The 15,277-nt window shown below is 43.3% G+C and carries 17 protein-coding genes; 1 reads left to right on the forward strand and 16 read right to left on the reverse strand.

Annotated features, from left to right (window positions below):
• Nucleotides 1-169: 169 nt before the first annotated feature.
• Entirely contained in the window at nucleotides 170-814 is a 645-nt protein-coding gene (gene plsY, locus RDV49_RS07420) for a glycerol-3-phosphate 1-O-acyltransferase PlsY (RefSeq protein ID WP_003007154.1), read from the forward strand.
• An 82-nt stretch (nucleotides 815-896) separates the two neighbouring features.
• Here the strand turns inward: plsY and RDV49_RS07425 are convergent, their stop codons facing one another.
• From RDV49_RS07425 to RDV49_RS07500, 16 genes are all read right to left on the reverse strand, one after another.
• Nucleotides 897-2,180, reverse strand: coding sequence for a glycosyltransferase (locus tag RDV49_RS07425; protein ID WP_003007152.1), 1,284 nt, complete (start codon nucleotides 2,178-2,180; stop codon nucleotides 897-899).
• Nucleotides 2,140-2,739, reverse strand: a complete 600-nt coding sequence (locus tag RDV49_RS07430; protein WP_003007150.1) for a hypothetical protein — start codon at nucleotides 2,737-2,739, stop codon at nucleotides 2,140-2,142. The genes RDV49_RS07425 and RDV49_RS07430 overlap by 41 nt, the downstream gene beginning before the upstream one ends.
• A 49-nt stretch (nucleotides 2,740-2,788) precedes the next feature.
• Nucleotides 2,789-3,931, reverse strand: a complete 1,143-nt coding sequence (locus tag RDV49_RS07435) for a glycosyltransferase (RefSeq protein ID WP_003007148.1) — start codon at nucleotides 3,929-3,931, stop codon at nucleotides 2,789-2,791.
• Nucleotides 3,928-4,704 carry an SDR family NAD(P)-dependent oxidoreductase gene (locus tag RDV49_RS07440; protein WP_003007147.1) on the reverse strand — a complete coding sequence of 259 codons (777 nt, stop codon included), beginning with the start codon at nucleotides 4,702-4,704 and terminating at the stop codon, nucleotides 3,928-3,930. The genes RDV49_RS07435 and RDV49_RS07440 overlap by 4 nt, the downstream gene beginning before the upstream one ends.
• A 367-nt stretch (nucleotides 4,705-5,071) precedes the next feature.
• The gene (locus tag RDV49_RS07445; protein WP_037607869.1) at nucleotides 5,072-5,482 is read right to left on the reverse strand and encodes a hypothetical protein; all 411 of its coding nucleotides are present in this window, start codon (nucleotides 5,480-5,482) and stop codon (nucleotides 5,072-5,074) included.
• A 56-nt stretch (nucleotides 5,483-5,538) separates the two neighbouring features.
• A complete protein-coding gene (locus RDV49_RS07450; RefSeq protein ID WP_003007142.1) occupies nucleotides 5,539-5,904 on the reverse strand; it encodes a hypothetical protein in 366 nt (121 codons plus the stop codon).
• 99 nt (nucleotides 5,905-6,003) lie between these two features.
• Nucleotides 6,004-6,789, reverse strand: a complete 786-nt coding sequence (locus tag RDV49_RS07455) for an L-threonylcarbamoyladenylate synthase (RefSeq protein ID WP_003003291.1) — start codon at nucleotides 6,787-6,789, stop codon at nucleotides 6,004-6,006.
• 98 nt (nucleotides 6,790-6,887) lie between these two features.
• Nucleotides 6,888-7,478 (reverse strand): 3-isopropylmalate dehydratase small subunit, encoded by a 591-nt coding sequence (gene leuD / locus RDV49_RS07460; RefSeq protein WP_003007140.1) that lies wholly within the window; start codon nucleotides 7,476-7,478, stop codon nucleotides 6,888-6,890.
• Between the two features lie 11 nt (nucleotides 7,479-7,489).
• Nucleotides 7,490-8,872, reverse strand: coding sequence for a 3-isopropylmalate dehydratase large subunit (gene leuC, locus RDV49_RS07465; protein ID WP_037607867.1), 1,383 nt, complete (start codon nucleotides 8,870-8,872; stop codon nucleotides 7,490-7,492).
• A 24-nt stretch (nucleotides 8,873-8,896) separates the two neighbouring features.
• Nucleotides 8,897-9,175 (reverse strand): DUF1294 domain-containing protein, encoded by a 279-nt coding sequence (locus RDV49_RS07470; RefSeq protein WP_003007136.1) that lies wholly within the window; start codon nucleotides 9,173-9,175, stop codon nucleotides 8,897-8,899.
• A 1-nt stretch (nucleotide 9,176) separates the two neighbouring features.
• Nucleotides 9,177-10,214, reverse strand: a complete 1,038-nt coding sequence (leuB, locus tag RDV49_RS07475) for a 3-isopropylmalate dehydrogenase (RefSeq protein ID WP_037607865.1) — start codon at nucleotides 10,212-10,214, stop codon at nucleotides 9,177-9,179.
• Between the two features lie 12 nt (nucleotides 10,215-10,226).
• Nucleotides 10,227-11,789: a 2-isopropylmalate synthase gene (locus RDV49_RS07480; RefSeq protein WP_003007132.1), complete on the reverse strand. Its 1,563-nt coding sequence runs from the start codon at nucleotides 11,787-11,789 to the stop codon at nucleotides 10,227-10,229.
• 284 nt (nucleotides 11,790-12,073) lie between these two features.
• Nucleotides 12,074-12,706, reverse strand: coding sequence for a YpmS family protein (locus RDV49_RS07485; RefSeq protein WP_003007130.1), 633 nt, complete (start codon nucleotides 12,704-12,706; stop codon nucleotides 12,074-12,076).
• Entirely contained in the window at nucleotides 12,675-13,517 is an 843-nt protein-coding gene (locus RDV49_RS07490; RefSeq protein ID WP_003007128.1) for an SGNH/GDSL hydrolase family protein, read from the reverse strand. Before RDV49_RS07490 ends, RDV49_RS07485 begins: the two co-directional genes overlap by 32 nt.
• A 14-nt stretch (nucleotides 13,518-13,531) precedes the next feature.
• A complete protein-coding gene (locus RDV49_RS07495; protein ID WP_003007126.1) occupies nucleotides 13,532-14,800 on the reverse strand; it encodes a dihydroorotase in 1,269 nt (422 codons plus the stop codon).
• 11 nt (nucleotides 14,801-14,811) lie between these two features.
• A complete protein-coding gene (locus RDV49_RS07500; protein WP_003007124.1) occupies nucleotides 14,812-15,276 on the reverse strand; it encodes an NUDIX hydrolase in 465 nt (154 codons plus the stop codon).
• Nucleotide 15,277 lies beyond the last annotated feature (1 nt).

Here is a 15,277-nt window from a genome sequence, read left to right on the forward strand (position 1 = left end):
TCATCTTTTCTATATTACAGTTTTTTAGGAAATTTTGCAAAATTTTTTCTCTTTATATGGAGATTTCTATATCTCAGTACAAAAAGCTGGCTGAACACTTTCTTCAGATGTCACACTTGATCTCCAGAAATTGCTTTTTCTATTGATGGCTTTTTGATATAATGAAGGTATGATGAAAGAAATAAGTGTTTTAATCTTAGCCTATCTGTTAGGCTCCATTCCTTCGGGATTATGGATTGGGAAAATCTTTTTCCATATTAATATACGGGAACATGGCTCGGGCAATACAGGAACGACCAATACCTTTCGGATTTTAGGGAAGAAAGCTGGGATCATCGTCTTTGCGATTGATTTCTTGAAAGGAACTTTGGCCGTTCTCCTTTCGACTTTCTTTGGAATTCAGGGGATCTCGCCGATGGTCTTTGGTCTCTTAGCTGTATTGGGGCACACTTTCCCAATTTTTGCTGGATTCAAGGGTGGAAAGGCAGTGGCGACGAGTGCTGGTGTCTTACTTGGTTTCTCGCCTATCCTGCTACTCATTTTAGCTGTTTATTTTGTAGCCAGCCTGTTTTTAACCAGTATGATCTCATTTTCGAGTGTTACCGTTGCGCTACTCGCCATTCTTTCGGTCCTCCTTCTCCCTTTGACTGGATGGATCTTGCACAGCTATGATCCGCTTTTTACAATCATTGTCTTGGCCCTAGCAACCTTGATCATTCTTCGTCACAAGGACAATATCCAACGGATCAAAGAGAAAAAAGAAAATCTCATCCCTTGGGGAAAGAATATCACCCATCAACAACCAAAAAACTAGAGCTAGCGCTCTAGTTTTTTATGTTCATTAAATAGAAAATCTCTGGAAGAAAGCAAATAGGAGTCTCTCCCTCCTCTTTCTTCTATAACTTCACTTTCAAGAGTCTCTCGATTTCTTGATAAAGCATCTCTGTCGGTTGATAAGCCTTGCATCGTTGAGCGAGGACCTTTAGATGATTCCAATCTTCCCGAGAAACCAATTCATTAAATAAACGCAAGACTTCGGAATCCGTCTTTTTACGAGAAACCAATCCTACTTGGAATAACTCAGCCCGAACCGCATTGTCAAACTGGTCATAGTCCTGGGGCAAAATCAGACTAGGAATCCCCTCTTCGATACACCCCATCAAAATCCCAGCACCTGCATGATGAATGGCAAAGTCCATTTGATCCAGAACATCTGAATAAGGGAGGTAATCAAAAATCAGAAGATTATCTGACAACACCCGGGGTGGGTGATTCAAACCATTAGGGTCACCTAGGGTTACGTAAAAGACATAGTCAGGATGTTCTTGGCTCAAAAGCTTTGCCAACTCCACCATCCGCTCTTTTTCCCATTTTAAATGAGTGCCACAGGTAACGAGGACCCGCTTTTTAGAACTCGTAAAATACTGTTTCTGATCTTGAGGAAGTCGATCAAAAGAGAGACAGCGATAACCAACCCATTTAAGCTGGGACGGAAAATCGTCTCTAAACTCCAACTCTTTCATGCCTAGAGCCAAGATTGAATAGGGAGAATAGACCGCTTCTGTCCCATCTTCACGGTAGAGTTTAAAATCCTGTATGGTATCAAGATTCTTCTTAACCAGCGCAAATCCAACTTTCTTTGCCAGACGGATGACTTGCCTCCCCAGAGCATCTCTCCACTTGTAGAAGGTCCCCTTATGCGGTTTCCATCCTCCTAGATATGCAGGGGTAGTCGTGCGACTTTCAATCGCTACTGGACTTGGAATGGTCGTAATCCAAGGAATGCCCAAACGATCTGCTAAAACTCCAGCAGGAGCGGCTACAAAATCTGCAATAATCAAGTCTGGTTGTCCTTCAGAGTCCCAAATTCGATTTATCTCGTTGAAAACTTCAGGAATCAGTTTGCTATTAGCCCCTAATTGTTGGTACATGATAAAGAGATTTGCTTGCTTGGCTGTATTGGCTATATCTTCCATGACTGTCGGACGGTCAGGAAACAAGGCAAGGCAGTCAAAACCAATCTGCTCAACCAATTCCTTTTTTTGAAAACCTGTGATGACTCGAACCTGAAAACGAGGATCCTCCAGCAAGGGCTTGACCAAAGTCAAAGTCGGAAATAAATGACCACTAAAGGGGACGCTAATCACATCGATTTTTATCACTTTGTCTAATCCAGTCATAGATGATTCCTTTCACATCTTCTCTGTATTCATAACTATAATGATCCGTATCCACTTGGATATCCGCTGAATGGCGGTCCAAAATTCGTGAATAAGGATCTTTTTTGCCTTTGATAACCAATACCTCTATCTCCTTTTGACTTAAAAGAAGCTGGGAAACAGGGCCAAGCGCTATTACACGCAGCCTTGGCAAGGATACCTCCTTCCCTACACTTCTAAGCCACTGGGTCAGCATATTAATCCCTGAACTCTTACAAACAAGAACTACTTCTTGCACTAACAGTAAGGGAGACAAGTGTTGTTGTAAGAGCTTTTGAAAGCGAGAGTTCAAAATGGTATGCCAATAATAGATGATATTGGATGCAGAAGCCGACAGTAGGGATACTTGAGGAAATTTTATATGTTCAAAATCTTGATTGAAGGGAAAATTACTCTCTACTACTCTATAACCTGATGGACAAATCGCATGGAGGAGGTCTAGCTGCCCAGCTGTCAGCCCGGCACAAGTGACATCACTGCTCCCACTGAGAAAGAGAACCAAGCGATTAGAGTTTAGCATGGTCTAATCAAGAGATAAATCAGACAAGCGATCTAGATAGGACTTCATCTTACTCATAACGAATCTTTCCGTCCGTCACACGAATCTTCCGTCCCCGCCAGTTTATCACAGGAGGAGTCATCAGAACATAGATAAACAGCCAAGGAAGCAGGAGATCATTCAGCACTTCATAGATGACTTCATCCAAGTGGAGGTGAGTGGGAAGAATGCTTTGTCGATAGAGGAGCATCCAAACTGCCTTGAATACTAGTAAGCTTAAGGCTAGAAGAAGATAAGGCCATCCTAAAATGATACTTAAGATCAAAGTTGGAAGAGGTAGAAAACTTGGTAAACCTATGAGACTAAACAGCTTCCAATCCAGGTGTTCTTTGAGGTAGATAGAGCTAAAGAGAAGCCAACGCTTCATCTGGAGCAGATATTGCTTGGCGTCCTTGATAGTGGTTCGAACATTACAGGTGACCCGTGTTTGGATAATGGATACTCCTTTACTCCTTAAAAAATCGGCTACGGCTAAATCATCACATAGATAATCCTTAATCGCTGTGAAAAGCCCCTGGTCTTTTGCAAGTTCTACCGGTAGGATATAGAACATCCCGTTGATTGAGTGATTCGCCTCAACTTCTGCCATGGTAAAATAGGTAATAAAAGAATTGCCATTTACAAATGCTGCGACCAGCTTGGACCAGAAATTGCTTCTCTCCTGGTTATAAGGAATACCTGTCAGAATGACCTCTTGACCCAAATAGGCGGTCAGCTCACCCATTTTAGAAAAATCAATCACACTATCATCGTCCAAAACAATCAGATATGAACGGGTCAGCTCCTCTACAACCTGCTCAATCTTGTAACTCTTGGGATTAATCCCCTGAGGGACGTCTTCAATGAGAAAAATTCGAATGCGTTGGGCAAAGGATGCCTCTTGACAAATCTGATCTGCTACTCGCTGGGCTTCTGTATCAGACTGATCAATCAACCAGTAGAATTCTACTGCTTCAGTTTGCTGGAGATTGGCCCGCAAATCACTCTCTAAACGAGGATCCCCAGAAAGGATGGGTTGAACCACTGTAAAAAGCTGTTCAGGAAAGTCCGCAATATGAACCTGACTTTTTTTATAATAAGTGAAGGACAGCAACCAACGGATGAGAAATAAGAGAAGATAAGTAACGGCTAAAAATATAAATACAAATTTCATCTATTAAGTCCCTTTTTTAAATATATAGCAAGGAGACGGATGATCCACCTTTGGGGAAGCAAGCGACCTAGCCAAACTAGCAAGCGATAGCGAAGCCCGATAATAGCATAGGAAGTATCCCTTTCTATAAATCGGATCAACTGCTGAGCGACTTTCTCAGGCTTCATCTGCAAGCGACTGCCACCCAATGCTTCTACTAGTTTGGGAGGAAAAATAGCTGTTTGGACTGGTCCAAGAATATAGAGACCTAGCTGAATCGGGGAATCTGATTGCCTCAGTTCCTCCTGGAGAGCAAGAGTGTAGGTCTGCAAGGCAGCCTTACTGGCACTATAGGCTGCTAGATAGGGATGAGGAAAAAGAGTAGCCAGAGATGACAACTGGACTAGCTGGATCTTATGATTCTTCTTCACTAATTGCTTAATTAGTTGAACCGGAGCATGGTAGTTGACTTGCCAGAGGTCTTGCTCACTGGCTGAATCAAGTTCACATCCTAGGGAAAAATAGGCTAGTCCCGAACAATTGACGAGAAGATCAGCATCTAGACTCTCTACAAAAGCTTCTAGAGCCACTTGATCTAGCATATCTAATGTTAGGATTGAAAGCTGCGCCTTACTCCCAGTTAGTTCTTTTTGGACTTGGGAGAGTTTGTCAGCATCTCGACTCACTAAAATCAGATGCTCCAAACGTTGTGCCAATTCTTTCGCTAATTGACGACCAATCCCTCCTGTAGCTCCTATAATGATCCCTTTTTTAATTGTATCTTCCATCTTCATAACTCTAGTGTACCAAATTTCAACCAGTTAGAAAACTCTTACTACCATTCACCAGCTTTACAGTTCAACCCCTACTTGTCAAAAAGGTCTCTAACGTAAAAATAGAGTCCTTTTTGTCTTTTGTCTATTTCCCAACCGTACTTCAATAACTACTAGCTATTAGGCGATCAAATAGGAAAGGTCGGTTTAATAAAACTACTGGAGCTGTGATGATTACAAATAGTACAACATAAAAAAGCAAGAGCAAACAAGCAGAGGAACAAGAGTCTACCTGTAGCTTTATTAAACTCACTCATTATAGTCACTAGGCTCAATGGAATCAAGAAGAAATAGGTATCTCATAAGATTTCTCTTAGATCAGTATCCACTATAAAGCATCGACTAGGTCCATCAGTATTTCCATAGGTGTTTTTTTCCTACGACCATTAACCGTTTCGATAAGATGATAAACTTTTAAACGATTGTCATTGCTAAAGACAAACTCAAAGCGGAATTCGCGTCCGTTGGGTGCCACTGTATCAAATTTCGTTTTATATTTATCATGAACGGGGCTAACTGGAAATTTATTGAAGAGTAATCGTCGTTTCTCCCCTGCTTCTTTCAAACAGTTTTCTAGCTCCTGACAATAGTTATAAAACAGCTGATAGAGGTCTTCTTCTGAAATTCTTCTTCTCCGAACTAATGATGAAAAATCCGAAAAATTCCTGCGCGGGATGTCAATACTAAATGAGAATCCCTCTTGGTTGATTCTTTCTAAAAATGCATCTCTTGAAATCATAGAACTACTCTTTCTTTTATCAATTTGTAGTGAACCCTTATTGTTTCTATACACAGTCAATCCATTATGTAATCAAGCAGATCCATCAAGGTTAGTTTCTTACGACCATTGACGGTCTCAAATAAATTATAAACTCTTAGTTCTTGGTTCTTTTTAAAAGCAAACTCAAAGCGAAACTCGTGGCCATTACATGCAGCTACATAAAATCCGGTCTGATACTTTCTCTTATCCGCTACAGCTTGCATTTGCCGGTCTTCTACCTCTCTACAAAGTAAAAGAAAGATCTGATAGAGTTGCTCCTCAGAGAGCCTTTTTCTCCAAACTAATGACTTGAAGTTATTGTACGTCCACCATGGGATTTGGATGTTGAAGGAAAAACCTTCCTGATTGGCTTTATCGATAAATGCTTTTCTGGAGACCATACCACTTCCCCTTCTATTGGAACATCGTTTGACTTTATTATACCATCTTTTATCCTTTCACAAAAAAAGCATCCCAAATGGAATGCTGTTTTCTATTTCTTAATAGTATTCCCCTTGGCGATAGTTCCAAGAGTTGAAATGATCAGATAAGTGCATCATGATCTTATCAATATCCAATCCCTTACGGATCACAACTGGACAAGTATTGACAGAACGGCTACCTGCTCCTTGTTCTGGGATGAGTTTTCCTTCGGCATCAACCATAGAGACCATCACGCCTTGTTCATAGCGCGTTTCAATGGTCTTGTCTGGTTGGATAGAAGCTACATAATCATCTGCTTCGATGACTAAGTCCACGGCACCTTCGATGCGCTCACCGATTCCTTCAACCTTCCCGCGGTTTCCTTTACCTGAAGGGTTGGCTGAAGAAGCGTAAACCATTTTGCCTTCTTTTTCCCACATTTCTTTGGCGATTTGCTCACCAGCTTTACCAAATTTGATGACAAAGCATGAAGTTCCACGAACGTCTGTCATGAGTTCTTCACGTCCATCTCCGAAAGCTTGCAATTTTGCATAGGCATCTTCACGCCAAGGAAGGATACAACCAAGCAAGATATCTTCATCCCAATGTTTTTGGTAGAAGGCTTCAATTTCAGGATTCAATTGCGCAAGGGCACGAAGTTCATCCATGCTTCCGCAGAGAACCACACCTGGTTTGTTGCGGTTGCGTTCTTTGGCTTCGAATTTACGTTCCAAGCCAGCCTTATCACTGGTCATGATGATGTAGCCGACTTTGGTAGGGCAGACGATACAGCCACCCTCTCCTTTAAGAATATCAAATCCTTCTTGTGAAAGTTGTCCGTCCCATTGAATGTGTTTTGTCATAAGTCTCTTTCCTTTTCTATTCTTTTTAGTATTGTATCAAAAAATAGTCTCAAATTCAATATATTTTCAGAAAATTCGTAATTAAGTATACAATTTTATCATTGCCAGTAAGCTGGCCGGTTCTTCTCATAAGCTGCAATCAAGTCTTCATACTGAAGCGTAATCCCGATATCATCCAAGCCATTGAGCAATTTGTGCTTCCAATCTTGATCGATCTCAAAGCGAAACTCTCCAACAGGCGAGATGATCTTCTGCTCTTCCAAATCCACCGTCACTGGATCTGTCGGCTTCAAACTTGCCAATTGTTGACGAACCTCTAGTGGTTGGACAATCGGCAGCATGCCATTATTGAGCTCATTATTGTAATGGATATCTCCGAAAGATCCAGCGATAACAACTTTAAAGCCATAATCAGCTAAAGCCCAGGCTGCGTGCTCCCGAGAGGAACCAGCTCCAAAATTGTCACCAGTGATCAAAATGGTCGCCTTGCGGTATTCTGGCTTGTTAAAGATAAAATCTGGATCCTCAGTATATTGGTCATCCAAATAGCGCCAAGCATACATGAGGTATTTCCCAAAACCTTTTTTATCAATCAACTTTAAAAATTGCTTGGGGAGGATTTGGTCGGTATCAATATTATCGTTCATCAAAGGAACTGTTGTTCCCGTATAAATGGTAAATTTCTCCATGCTTCCTCCTTTTACTCGACTTCTGGCATTTGGCGCACGTCGACAAAGCGACCGGCAATTGCTGCTGCAGCGGCCATTGCTGGGCTACAGAGATGGGTTTTAGCCCCAAATCCTTGGCGGTCTTCAAAGTTCCGGTTGCTAGTAGAGGCACAGTGGACTCCATCCGGCACCTTGTCCGGATTCATTCCTAGACACATGGAGCATCCTGGATCACGCCATTCAAAGCCCGCATCCATGAAGATCTTGTCTAAGCCTAATTTTTCGGCGGCTTGCTTTACCGGACGAGATCCAGGTACCACAATAGCAGTTAAGTTTGGCGCAATTTTTTTGCCTTTCACAAACTTGGCTGCCAACTCCAAATCGCTGAGACGCGCATTGGTACAAGAACCGATAAAGATATAGCCTAGTTCAATGTCTGCTGGTTTTTGGCCAGGTTCTAGATCCATATAATGATAAGCCCGTTCATCATTCATGTCGCGAAACTCTGGAAAAGGAGTCTCGAAGTCCACTCCCATAGAAGGATTGGTCCCCCAAGTCACCATCGGAGCAAGATCAGATACATCCATACGGATGACCTTATCATAAACGGCATCGTCATCACTAACCAGAGTCTTCCAATCAGCTACTGCGGCCTCAAAATCATCTGGCACACATTCACGTCCTCGGAGGTAGTCAAAGGTCGTCTCATCTGGATTCATGATCCCCATTTTGGACCCAAACTCGATCGACATGTTACAGATAGTCATGCGTTCTTCCATGGTCAAGCGATCAATTGCTTCTCCCCGATACTCTACAACGTAGCCAACTCCACAAGCAACACCGTAGCGCGCGATCAAAGCTAGGATGTAATCCTTTGAATAGATCCCTTTTTGTGGGGTTCCGGTGAATTCAACCAACATTTTCTTTGGTTTGACTTGCCAAATGGTTTGGGTAGCAAAGACATGCTCCACTTCACTGGTTCCAATCCCAAAGGCAATGGCACCAAAGGCTCCGTGGGTTGCGGTATGGCTGTCTCCACAGACAATAAATTTCCCAGGCTGGGTCCGACCGGTTTCAGGGCCCACCATATGAACGATTCCTTGCTTAGCAGAACCATGGGCAGCATGATCAATCCCAAAGTCCACCACATTCTCAGCTAATTTATCAATCTGGGCTTTTGAAATCACATCTCGAATATCAAAAATATTGACCGTTGGAACATTGTGATCAAAGGTTCCAAAGGTTAAATCGGGTCGTCGAACCTTGCGACCTGCATCCCGTAATCCTTGAAAGGCTTGCGGACTCGTCACTTCGTGGATATAGTGTTGGTCCACATACATGAGTTGGGGTTGCCCTTCCACTCCTGTAATCACGTGGCGGTCCCAAAGTTTATCAAAGATAGATTTTCCACTCATCATCTTTCTCCATTTATCTTCTTGTTAGGAAATCCATTGAAGGATTAGAAAGAGGGCACCTGCTAAAAGAAGGCTACTGCCCCACCAGCTAGCTTGAAAATACCATTTCCGCACCTTGTGGTGAAAGAGATATCCACCTAGTAGAGCTCCGAATCCACCAAGCATCCAGCTCTCGAGTAACAGGACCTTTTCAGGAATCCGCCATCTGTTTTGGATGGCTTTTCGTTTATCTAAACCATAGGTCAGAAATACGATACTATTCCAAATAGCAATAACAACTAAACAGCGATCTCTCCAAGTCATCTTAGAGATTCCCAATAATGGCTGCAGTCATCTCAGCAGTAGAAGCCTGACCACCTAGATCCCGTGTCAAGATTCCTTGATTCAAGGTTTGATTGACGGCTTCTTCGATCATTTCTGCACCTGCTGTTTCTCCAAAACTGTCTCGGAGCATCATGGCAACGGACAGGATCATGGAAATCGGATTGGCAATGCCTTGACCAGCAATATCAGGTGCTGAACCATGAATCGGTTCGTACATACTTGGTCCTTGGTCAGAATGACTAGCAGATGGCATCACGCCTAGTGTTCCAGGAAGGACGCTGGATTCGTCAGATAAGATATCTCCGAATAGATTCTCTGTCACTACAACATCAAAGCGGGCTGGATTGGTAATCATGATCATGGCCGCACTATCGACAAGCTGGTGCTCTAAGGTCACATCTGGAAATTCTTTGGCAACTTCTTCTGCCACTTGGCGCCACAATTTAGACGTTGCCAGGACATTTTGCTTATCGATACTGGTCACTTTCTTGCTACGTCCTTGGGCGATCTTGAAGGCTTGGCGCATAATCCGACGGATTTCTTCTGCACTGTAATCATTGATATCGCGTGCTGTATCTTCTTTCAAGATATGCTCTCCAAAGTAAATCCCACCTGTCAATTCTCGCACGACCACGAAATCGACCCCCTCGATACGCTCTGGTTTCAAAGGAGACAAGTGTTTCAAGGCATCAAAAATCCGTACAGGACGAATATTGGCAAATAGATTTAACTCCTTACGAATAGCGAGCAGGCCTTGTTCTGGACGAACAGGAGCATTGTCATACTCAGGACTCCCGATGGCTGCGAGAAGAATAGCATCCGCTCCTTTAGCTGCTTTTAGAGTATCTTGGGGAAGTGGGTGGCCAGCGGCATCAATCCCAGCACCCCCAAAAGGTTTGTCTTCAAGACTATAATCAAAGCCGATTTTGGGAGCGACGGCTGCGAGGACCTCTAGTCCAGCTGCCATGATCTCAGGGCCAATCCCATCTCCTGCAAGTGTTACAATTTTCTTTGTCATGTTCATTTCCTCTTAGTCTTGTGGAAGGTCACGGTAGGAGACAGCTCGTCCCATCTCACCCGCATTCTCTTTTTGAACCAGCGTGTTGGCATTGATATAAGCAATGGCAGAGGCTTTCAATACGTCGAAGTCCAAACCAGAGGCATTGAAAATCGTATCTGTATCGACATTTTCCACGGATACCAAGACACGGGCTTGGGCATCAATCCCATCTGTCACTGCATCGATATTGTATGAGGTCAAGCGAACAGTTTGGTTGAAGAATTTATCAATCGCATTAAAGATCGCTTCAACCGACCCTTGACCATTGGCAAGGAACTCAAGCACTTCCCCTTCTTCATTGCGGAGGCTAACCGCTGCTGTAATCGTTTCGTCTGCATTGGTTGTCAAGCGAAGATCGTTAAATTGGAATCCTTCTGGATTTTCCACTGCTGTACCGGCAACAAGGGCGCGGATATCGGCATCTGTGATCTCGTGTTTCTTGTCTGCCAGAGATTTGAACTTAGCAAACAATGGCTTGATGTCTTCTTCTGTAAATTCCAGTCCCAGCTCATGCAGTTTTTCGACAAAGGCATGGCGACCAGACAATTTTCCAAGAGGGAGACTATTGCTCTTAACACCCACCAACTCAGGGGTAATGATTTCGTAGGTAAGAGGATTTTTAAGAACTCCGTCTTGGTGGATCCCAGACTCGTGTGAGAAGGCATTGCCACCAACAACCGCCTTGTTTTTAGGAATTGGAATACCAGAGTAACGAGAGACCAACTCAGAGGTGTTGATGGTTTCATTAAGGACAATCGGACTCTCCACTTGGAAATAGTCTTCACGAATATTGAGAGCAACTGCTACTTCTTCAAGCGCCGCATTGCCGGCCCGCTCCCCGATGCCATTGATGGTTCCTTCAACACGACGGGCACCATTTTTAACAGCAGCGAGGCTATTGGCCACCGCCATACCTAGGTCATCATGGCAATGAGGAGAATAGATAATCTCGCGATCTGTCTTGACATGGTCAATCAAGTATTTGAAAATGGCACCGTACTCCGCTGGTGTCGTGAAACCGACTGTATCAGGAATGTTGATATAGCTGGCCCCTGCATCGACTGCAGTCTGGACAACTTGCAAGAGGAAATCCAATTCCGTCCGGGTCGCATCTTCTGGCGAGAATTCAACAATTTCAAATTTTGAGCGAGCGTAAGAAACGTGCTCTTTGATCGTTTCAAGGATTTCTTCCTTTGTCTTGTTGAGTTTAAACTCCCGGTGAATCGGACTGGTTGCGATAAAGACGTGAATTTGTGGATACTTAGCATCCTTCAAAGCTTCATAGCAGGCATCAATATCTGATTTGACAGAACGGGCCAAACCTGTCACGGCTGTCTTGGTCAAGACCTTGGCAATCTCTTGAACAGCTGTGAAGGAATCAGGACTAGCTGCAGGAAAACCTGCTTCAATAGCAGAAATGCCCCACTTTTCCAATTGTTTAGCAATGGCAATCTTTTCTTTGATAGAGAAATTAACTCCTGGAGTCTGTTCGCCATCCCGAAGGCTGGTATCTAAAAATTCAACTTTACGCATAGGGTCTCCTCATTTCTATGTAGTGGATATAAAGAAAAACATCTCACTCGGTTAACCAAGCGAGATGTTTTTGCCCGCTTGGTAAGCCAAACAGGACTAATGCTTCTGCACTAGCCCTTATACCTCAACAACAAAGCAAATTGAATAAACTTAGCTGTTTTCATGTTTGACTTTCTCCTTTGTTCAATGTCTTGTTTAGTATTTTAGCATAGGGAAGAATCAATGTCAAGAATTTTCTACAATATTCTGAATTTTTTGAATAGAAACAAAATAGAGCTTTCGCCCTACTTCTTCTGATACAAATCAAAAACGATCTTGTCATTATAGAGATCAATGGTATTGGCCTTGACATAGATTCCAAAGTCATTGTCAATTTCTGGTAATACAATGGTGATGGTAGACTGTTTTGGAGAAATTTGGATAAATTCTGGAATAGTTTTATTCTTGCTCAAAAGCTGCAAAACCATCCTTTGTGGAATTTGAAAGGTTCCAACTGAAAAATCCTTCACCGTCAAGAGGATGTTCCCGTTTTCCAATTTGGATGGTTGAAAGTAAATGTATAAGGGATAATCCTTCCCTAAGAAACTCAACTGCCCTTCTAATAGGATTTGCTGATTGTCCGCATAGACCTTGTAGTCGGACAGCTTATATTTTTTCAGAAGCGATTTGATGGTGTCATTGAGTTGATCACGAGTTGTCGTCATGGTTCCAACTTTGACATCTTTGGTGCCAACTGTTTGATGAAGCTGACTAACATCTTCTCTTGGCGTCGCTAAGCGTCCTTGCACGACTATAGCAAAGGCTAAGAGAAGGCTGACCAAGCCTAAAAACAACCATTTCCAAATATTGATTTTTTGAAGGAAGGGGACCTTCTCTTTGATGGGATTATTTTTGACTCCAAGTTTTCTTCGTGGCATTGATTTTCTCCAATATTGCTTGTTTCATCTTTTCATAGCCCGTATTGTTGGGGTGGAAACTATCCTCTTCATACAGGGCATCATTGATAACGGTTGTCTTCCCGTCACTGATTTCTGATACACCCATTTCCCCGTCAATTCCTTTATAAAGCAGATCATTGATCGGAACGAAATAGACCTGATCAAATTGCGCAATGGTTTCTTCCGTCGTCTCATTCCAACGATCGACAGCCGTCTGGATACTGGTTAATTCAGGAAAATTCAGGTAAAGAGGATTGTAGATCCCCACTACATAAATAGGAAGATGGGGATTGTCCTTTCTGGCCTTTGTAATAATTTCTTTGAGGTTCGCTGTATAATTCTTGAGCGGCTTTTGGATATCCGATAGGGAAAAGTCACTCAGATGATCGACAACGACTTTGCGCATATCATTTCCCCCAACCGTTAAGGTCATGACACGCGCCTTTTTGAGATCCTTCTGAAGATCAGTTTGCTTCTTGAGTCGATCTAAGATCTGAGCACTTGTATTTCCAGCTACTCCATAGTTGACAGGCTGATACTGGCCGTCATTTTCATTGGACAGACTTTGGGCAAGGATGGGGACAAATCCCCCTTGCTTGGTGCTATCCCCTACTCCTTCGGTCAGTGAATCCCCTAGAGCTACATAAGTATAGGTGATTTCTTTCGTAGCCGTTTTGGGCTTGGTCATGCGAGGGGACGCAGTTGGTAGCAGAGCACGAAATAGAAAGACAAAGACAAGAAGGCTGGTTAAAAAGAATACCAAGCCTTGCATCATTTTTTTGAGATTCATATGAGTACGATCGCTTATCCTTGAAAAATCACTTGTCCATCACAGATTGTATAGGCAACTTTCCCTTTTAATGTTTCACCCACAAATGGTGAATTGCCAGCTTTTGAAGCGAAATGATCCGATACCAGACGATCTGCTTCTGGATCAAAGATGGTTAAATCAGCCGGTCCATCCACTGCAATATATCCGGCATCAAAATCATAGAGACGTGCTGGATTATAGGACATCTTTTCAAGCAATTGCATCAGGCTTAAATGGCCAGCATGCACCAAGTAGGTCAAACCAAGAGAAAGCGAAGTTTCAAGCCCAGTCATGCCAGATGGTGCTTTGGTAATATCAGGAACATTCTTCTCATCTGCATGGTGAGGCGCGTGGTCCGTCGCAATCACAGAGATGACGCCTGATTTCAAACCTTCAATCACTGCTAGACGGTCAGATTCCAAGCGAAGAGGTGGATTCATCTTAGCATTGCTTCCCTTAGTCAAGAGCAGACTTTCTGTTTTCGAAAAGTGTTGAGGTGCCACTTCTGCCGTCACATGAGCTCCTAATCCTTGGGCAAATTCCACCACCTTGACACTTTCTTCCTTGGAAAGGTGTTGGATATGGAGGTGAGCACCTGTCGCATGGGCAATCATGGCATCACGCGCAGCCATTGAATATTCGGCTACACCCGTCGCCCCACAGACATGGAAGTGTTCCTTAGCAATGTTCTCATTCAAACCAAGAATGCCATTCAACTCAGGGTCTTCTTCATGCAGACTAATAAAGGTTCCTAGACGCTTAGCCTCTTCCAAGGCTTGACGGACAACCTTAGTGCTTTGAAGGGGAATCCCATCATCTGAAAATCCTACTGCACCGGCCTTAAGCAATCCTTCAAAATCTGTCAGGTGTTGACCGTCAAAGTTCTTAGTCACCGTCGCAACCGTATGAATGTGAAGATTTTCCTTGGCTGCAGAAGTTAAGACTTCCTCTAAGGTGGCAATATCTGAAATGGTCGGATTGGTATTGGCCATCATGACCACTCGAGTAAAACCACCAGCAGCTGCGGCTAAGGCACCCGTATGGATGTCTTCTTTATGAGTTTGACCGGGTTCACGGAAATGCACGTGTACATCGATCAAACCAGGAGCAACCACCAGACCAGTAGCATCAAGGATTTCTTGTCCATCCGTTGGGAGGTTTTCAGCGATCTCTACAATTTTCTTTCCTTCAATGCGAAGATCACAGACTTGATCCAAGCCAGTTTTGGGATCCATTACGCGACCATTTTTAATGACAACCATTGCATTCTCCTTTATTCATAAAAATCAACATGCGACTCTAACAAGCGGTCGCCGTCATAGCGAAACATTGCTGAAAAGAAGGGTTTATCCTCCAACAACCACTCGACAAAGGTGTGGTCCCCTTCCCAGGTTGGTTTTGAGAGGACTTGATCATAAGGTACCCACTCCAAGGTCCCTTCGTTACACTCGATCAGTTCTCCCTCAAAATCTGTTACCTTGAAGACATAGGTGTACCAGTCCAAATCTGGAGTAAACTCGGGAAAGGTAATGATCCCTTTTAAGACTGGCTTGCCTCTAAGGCCCGTCTCCTCAAAAATCTCACGCGCAGCACACTCCTGTGGGGTTTCCCCGCGTTCTAATTTTCCTCCAACTCCGATCCATTTACCTTCATGGACATCATTGGGCTTTTTATTGCGATGCAGCATGAGAAATTCTTTCCCATTGTCAATGTAACAAATCGTTGCTAATTGTGGCATT

Source organism: Streptococcus parasanguinis (assembly GCF_031582885.1).
Classification (GTDB): Bacteria; Bacillota; Bacilli; order Lactobacillales; family Streptococcaceae; genus Streptococcus; species Streptococcus parasanguinis_M.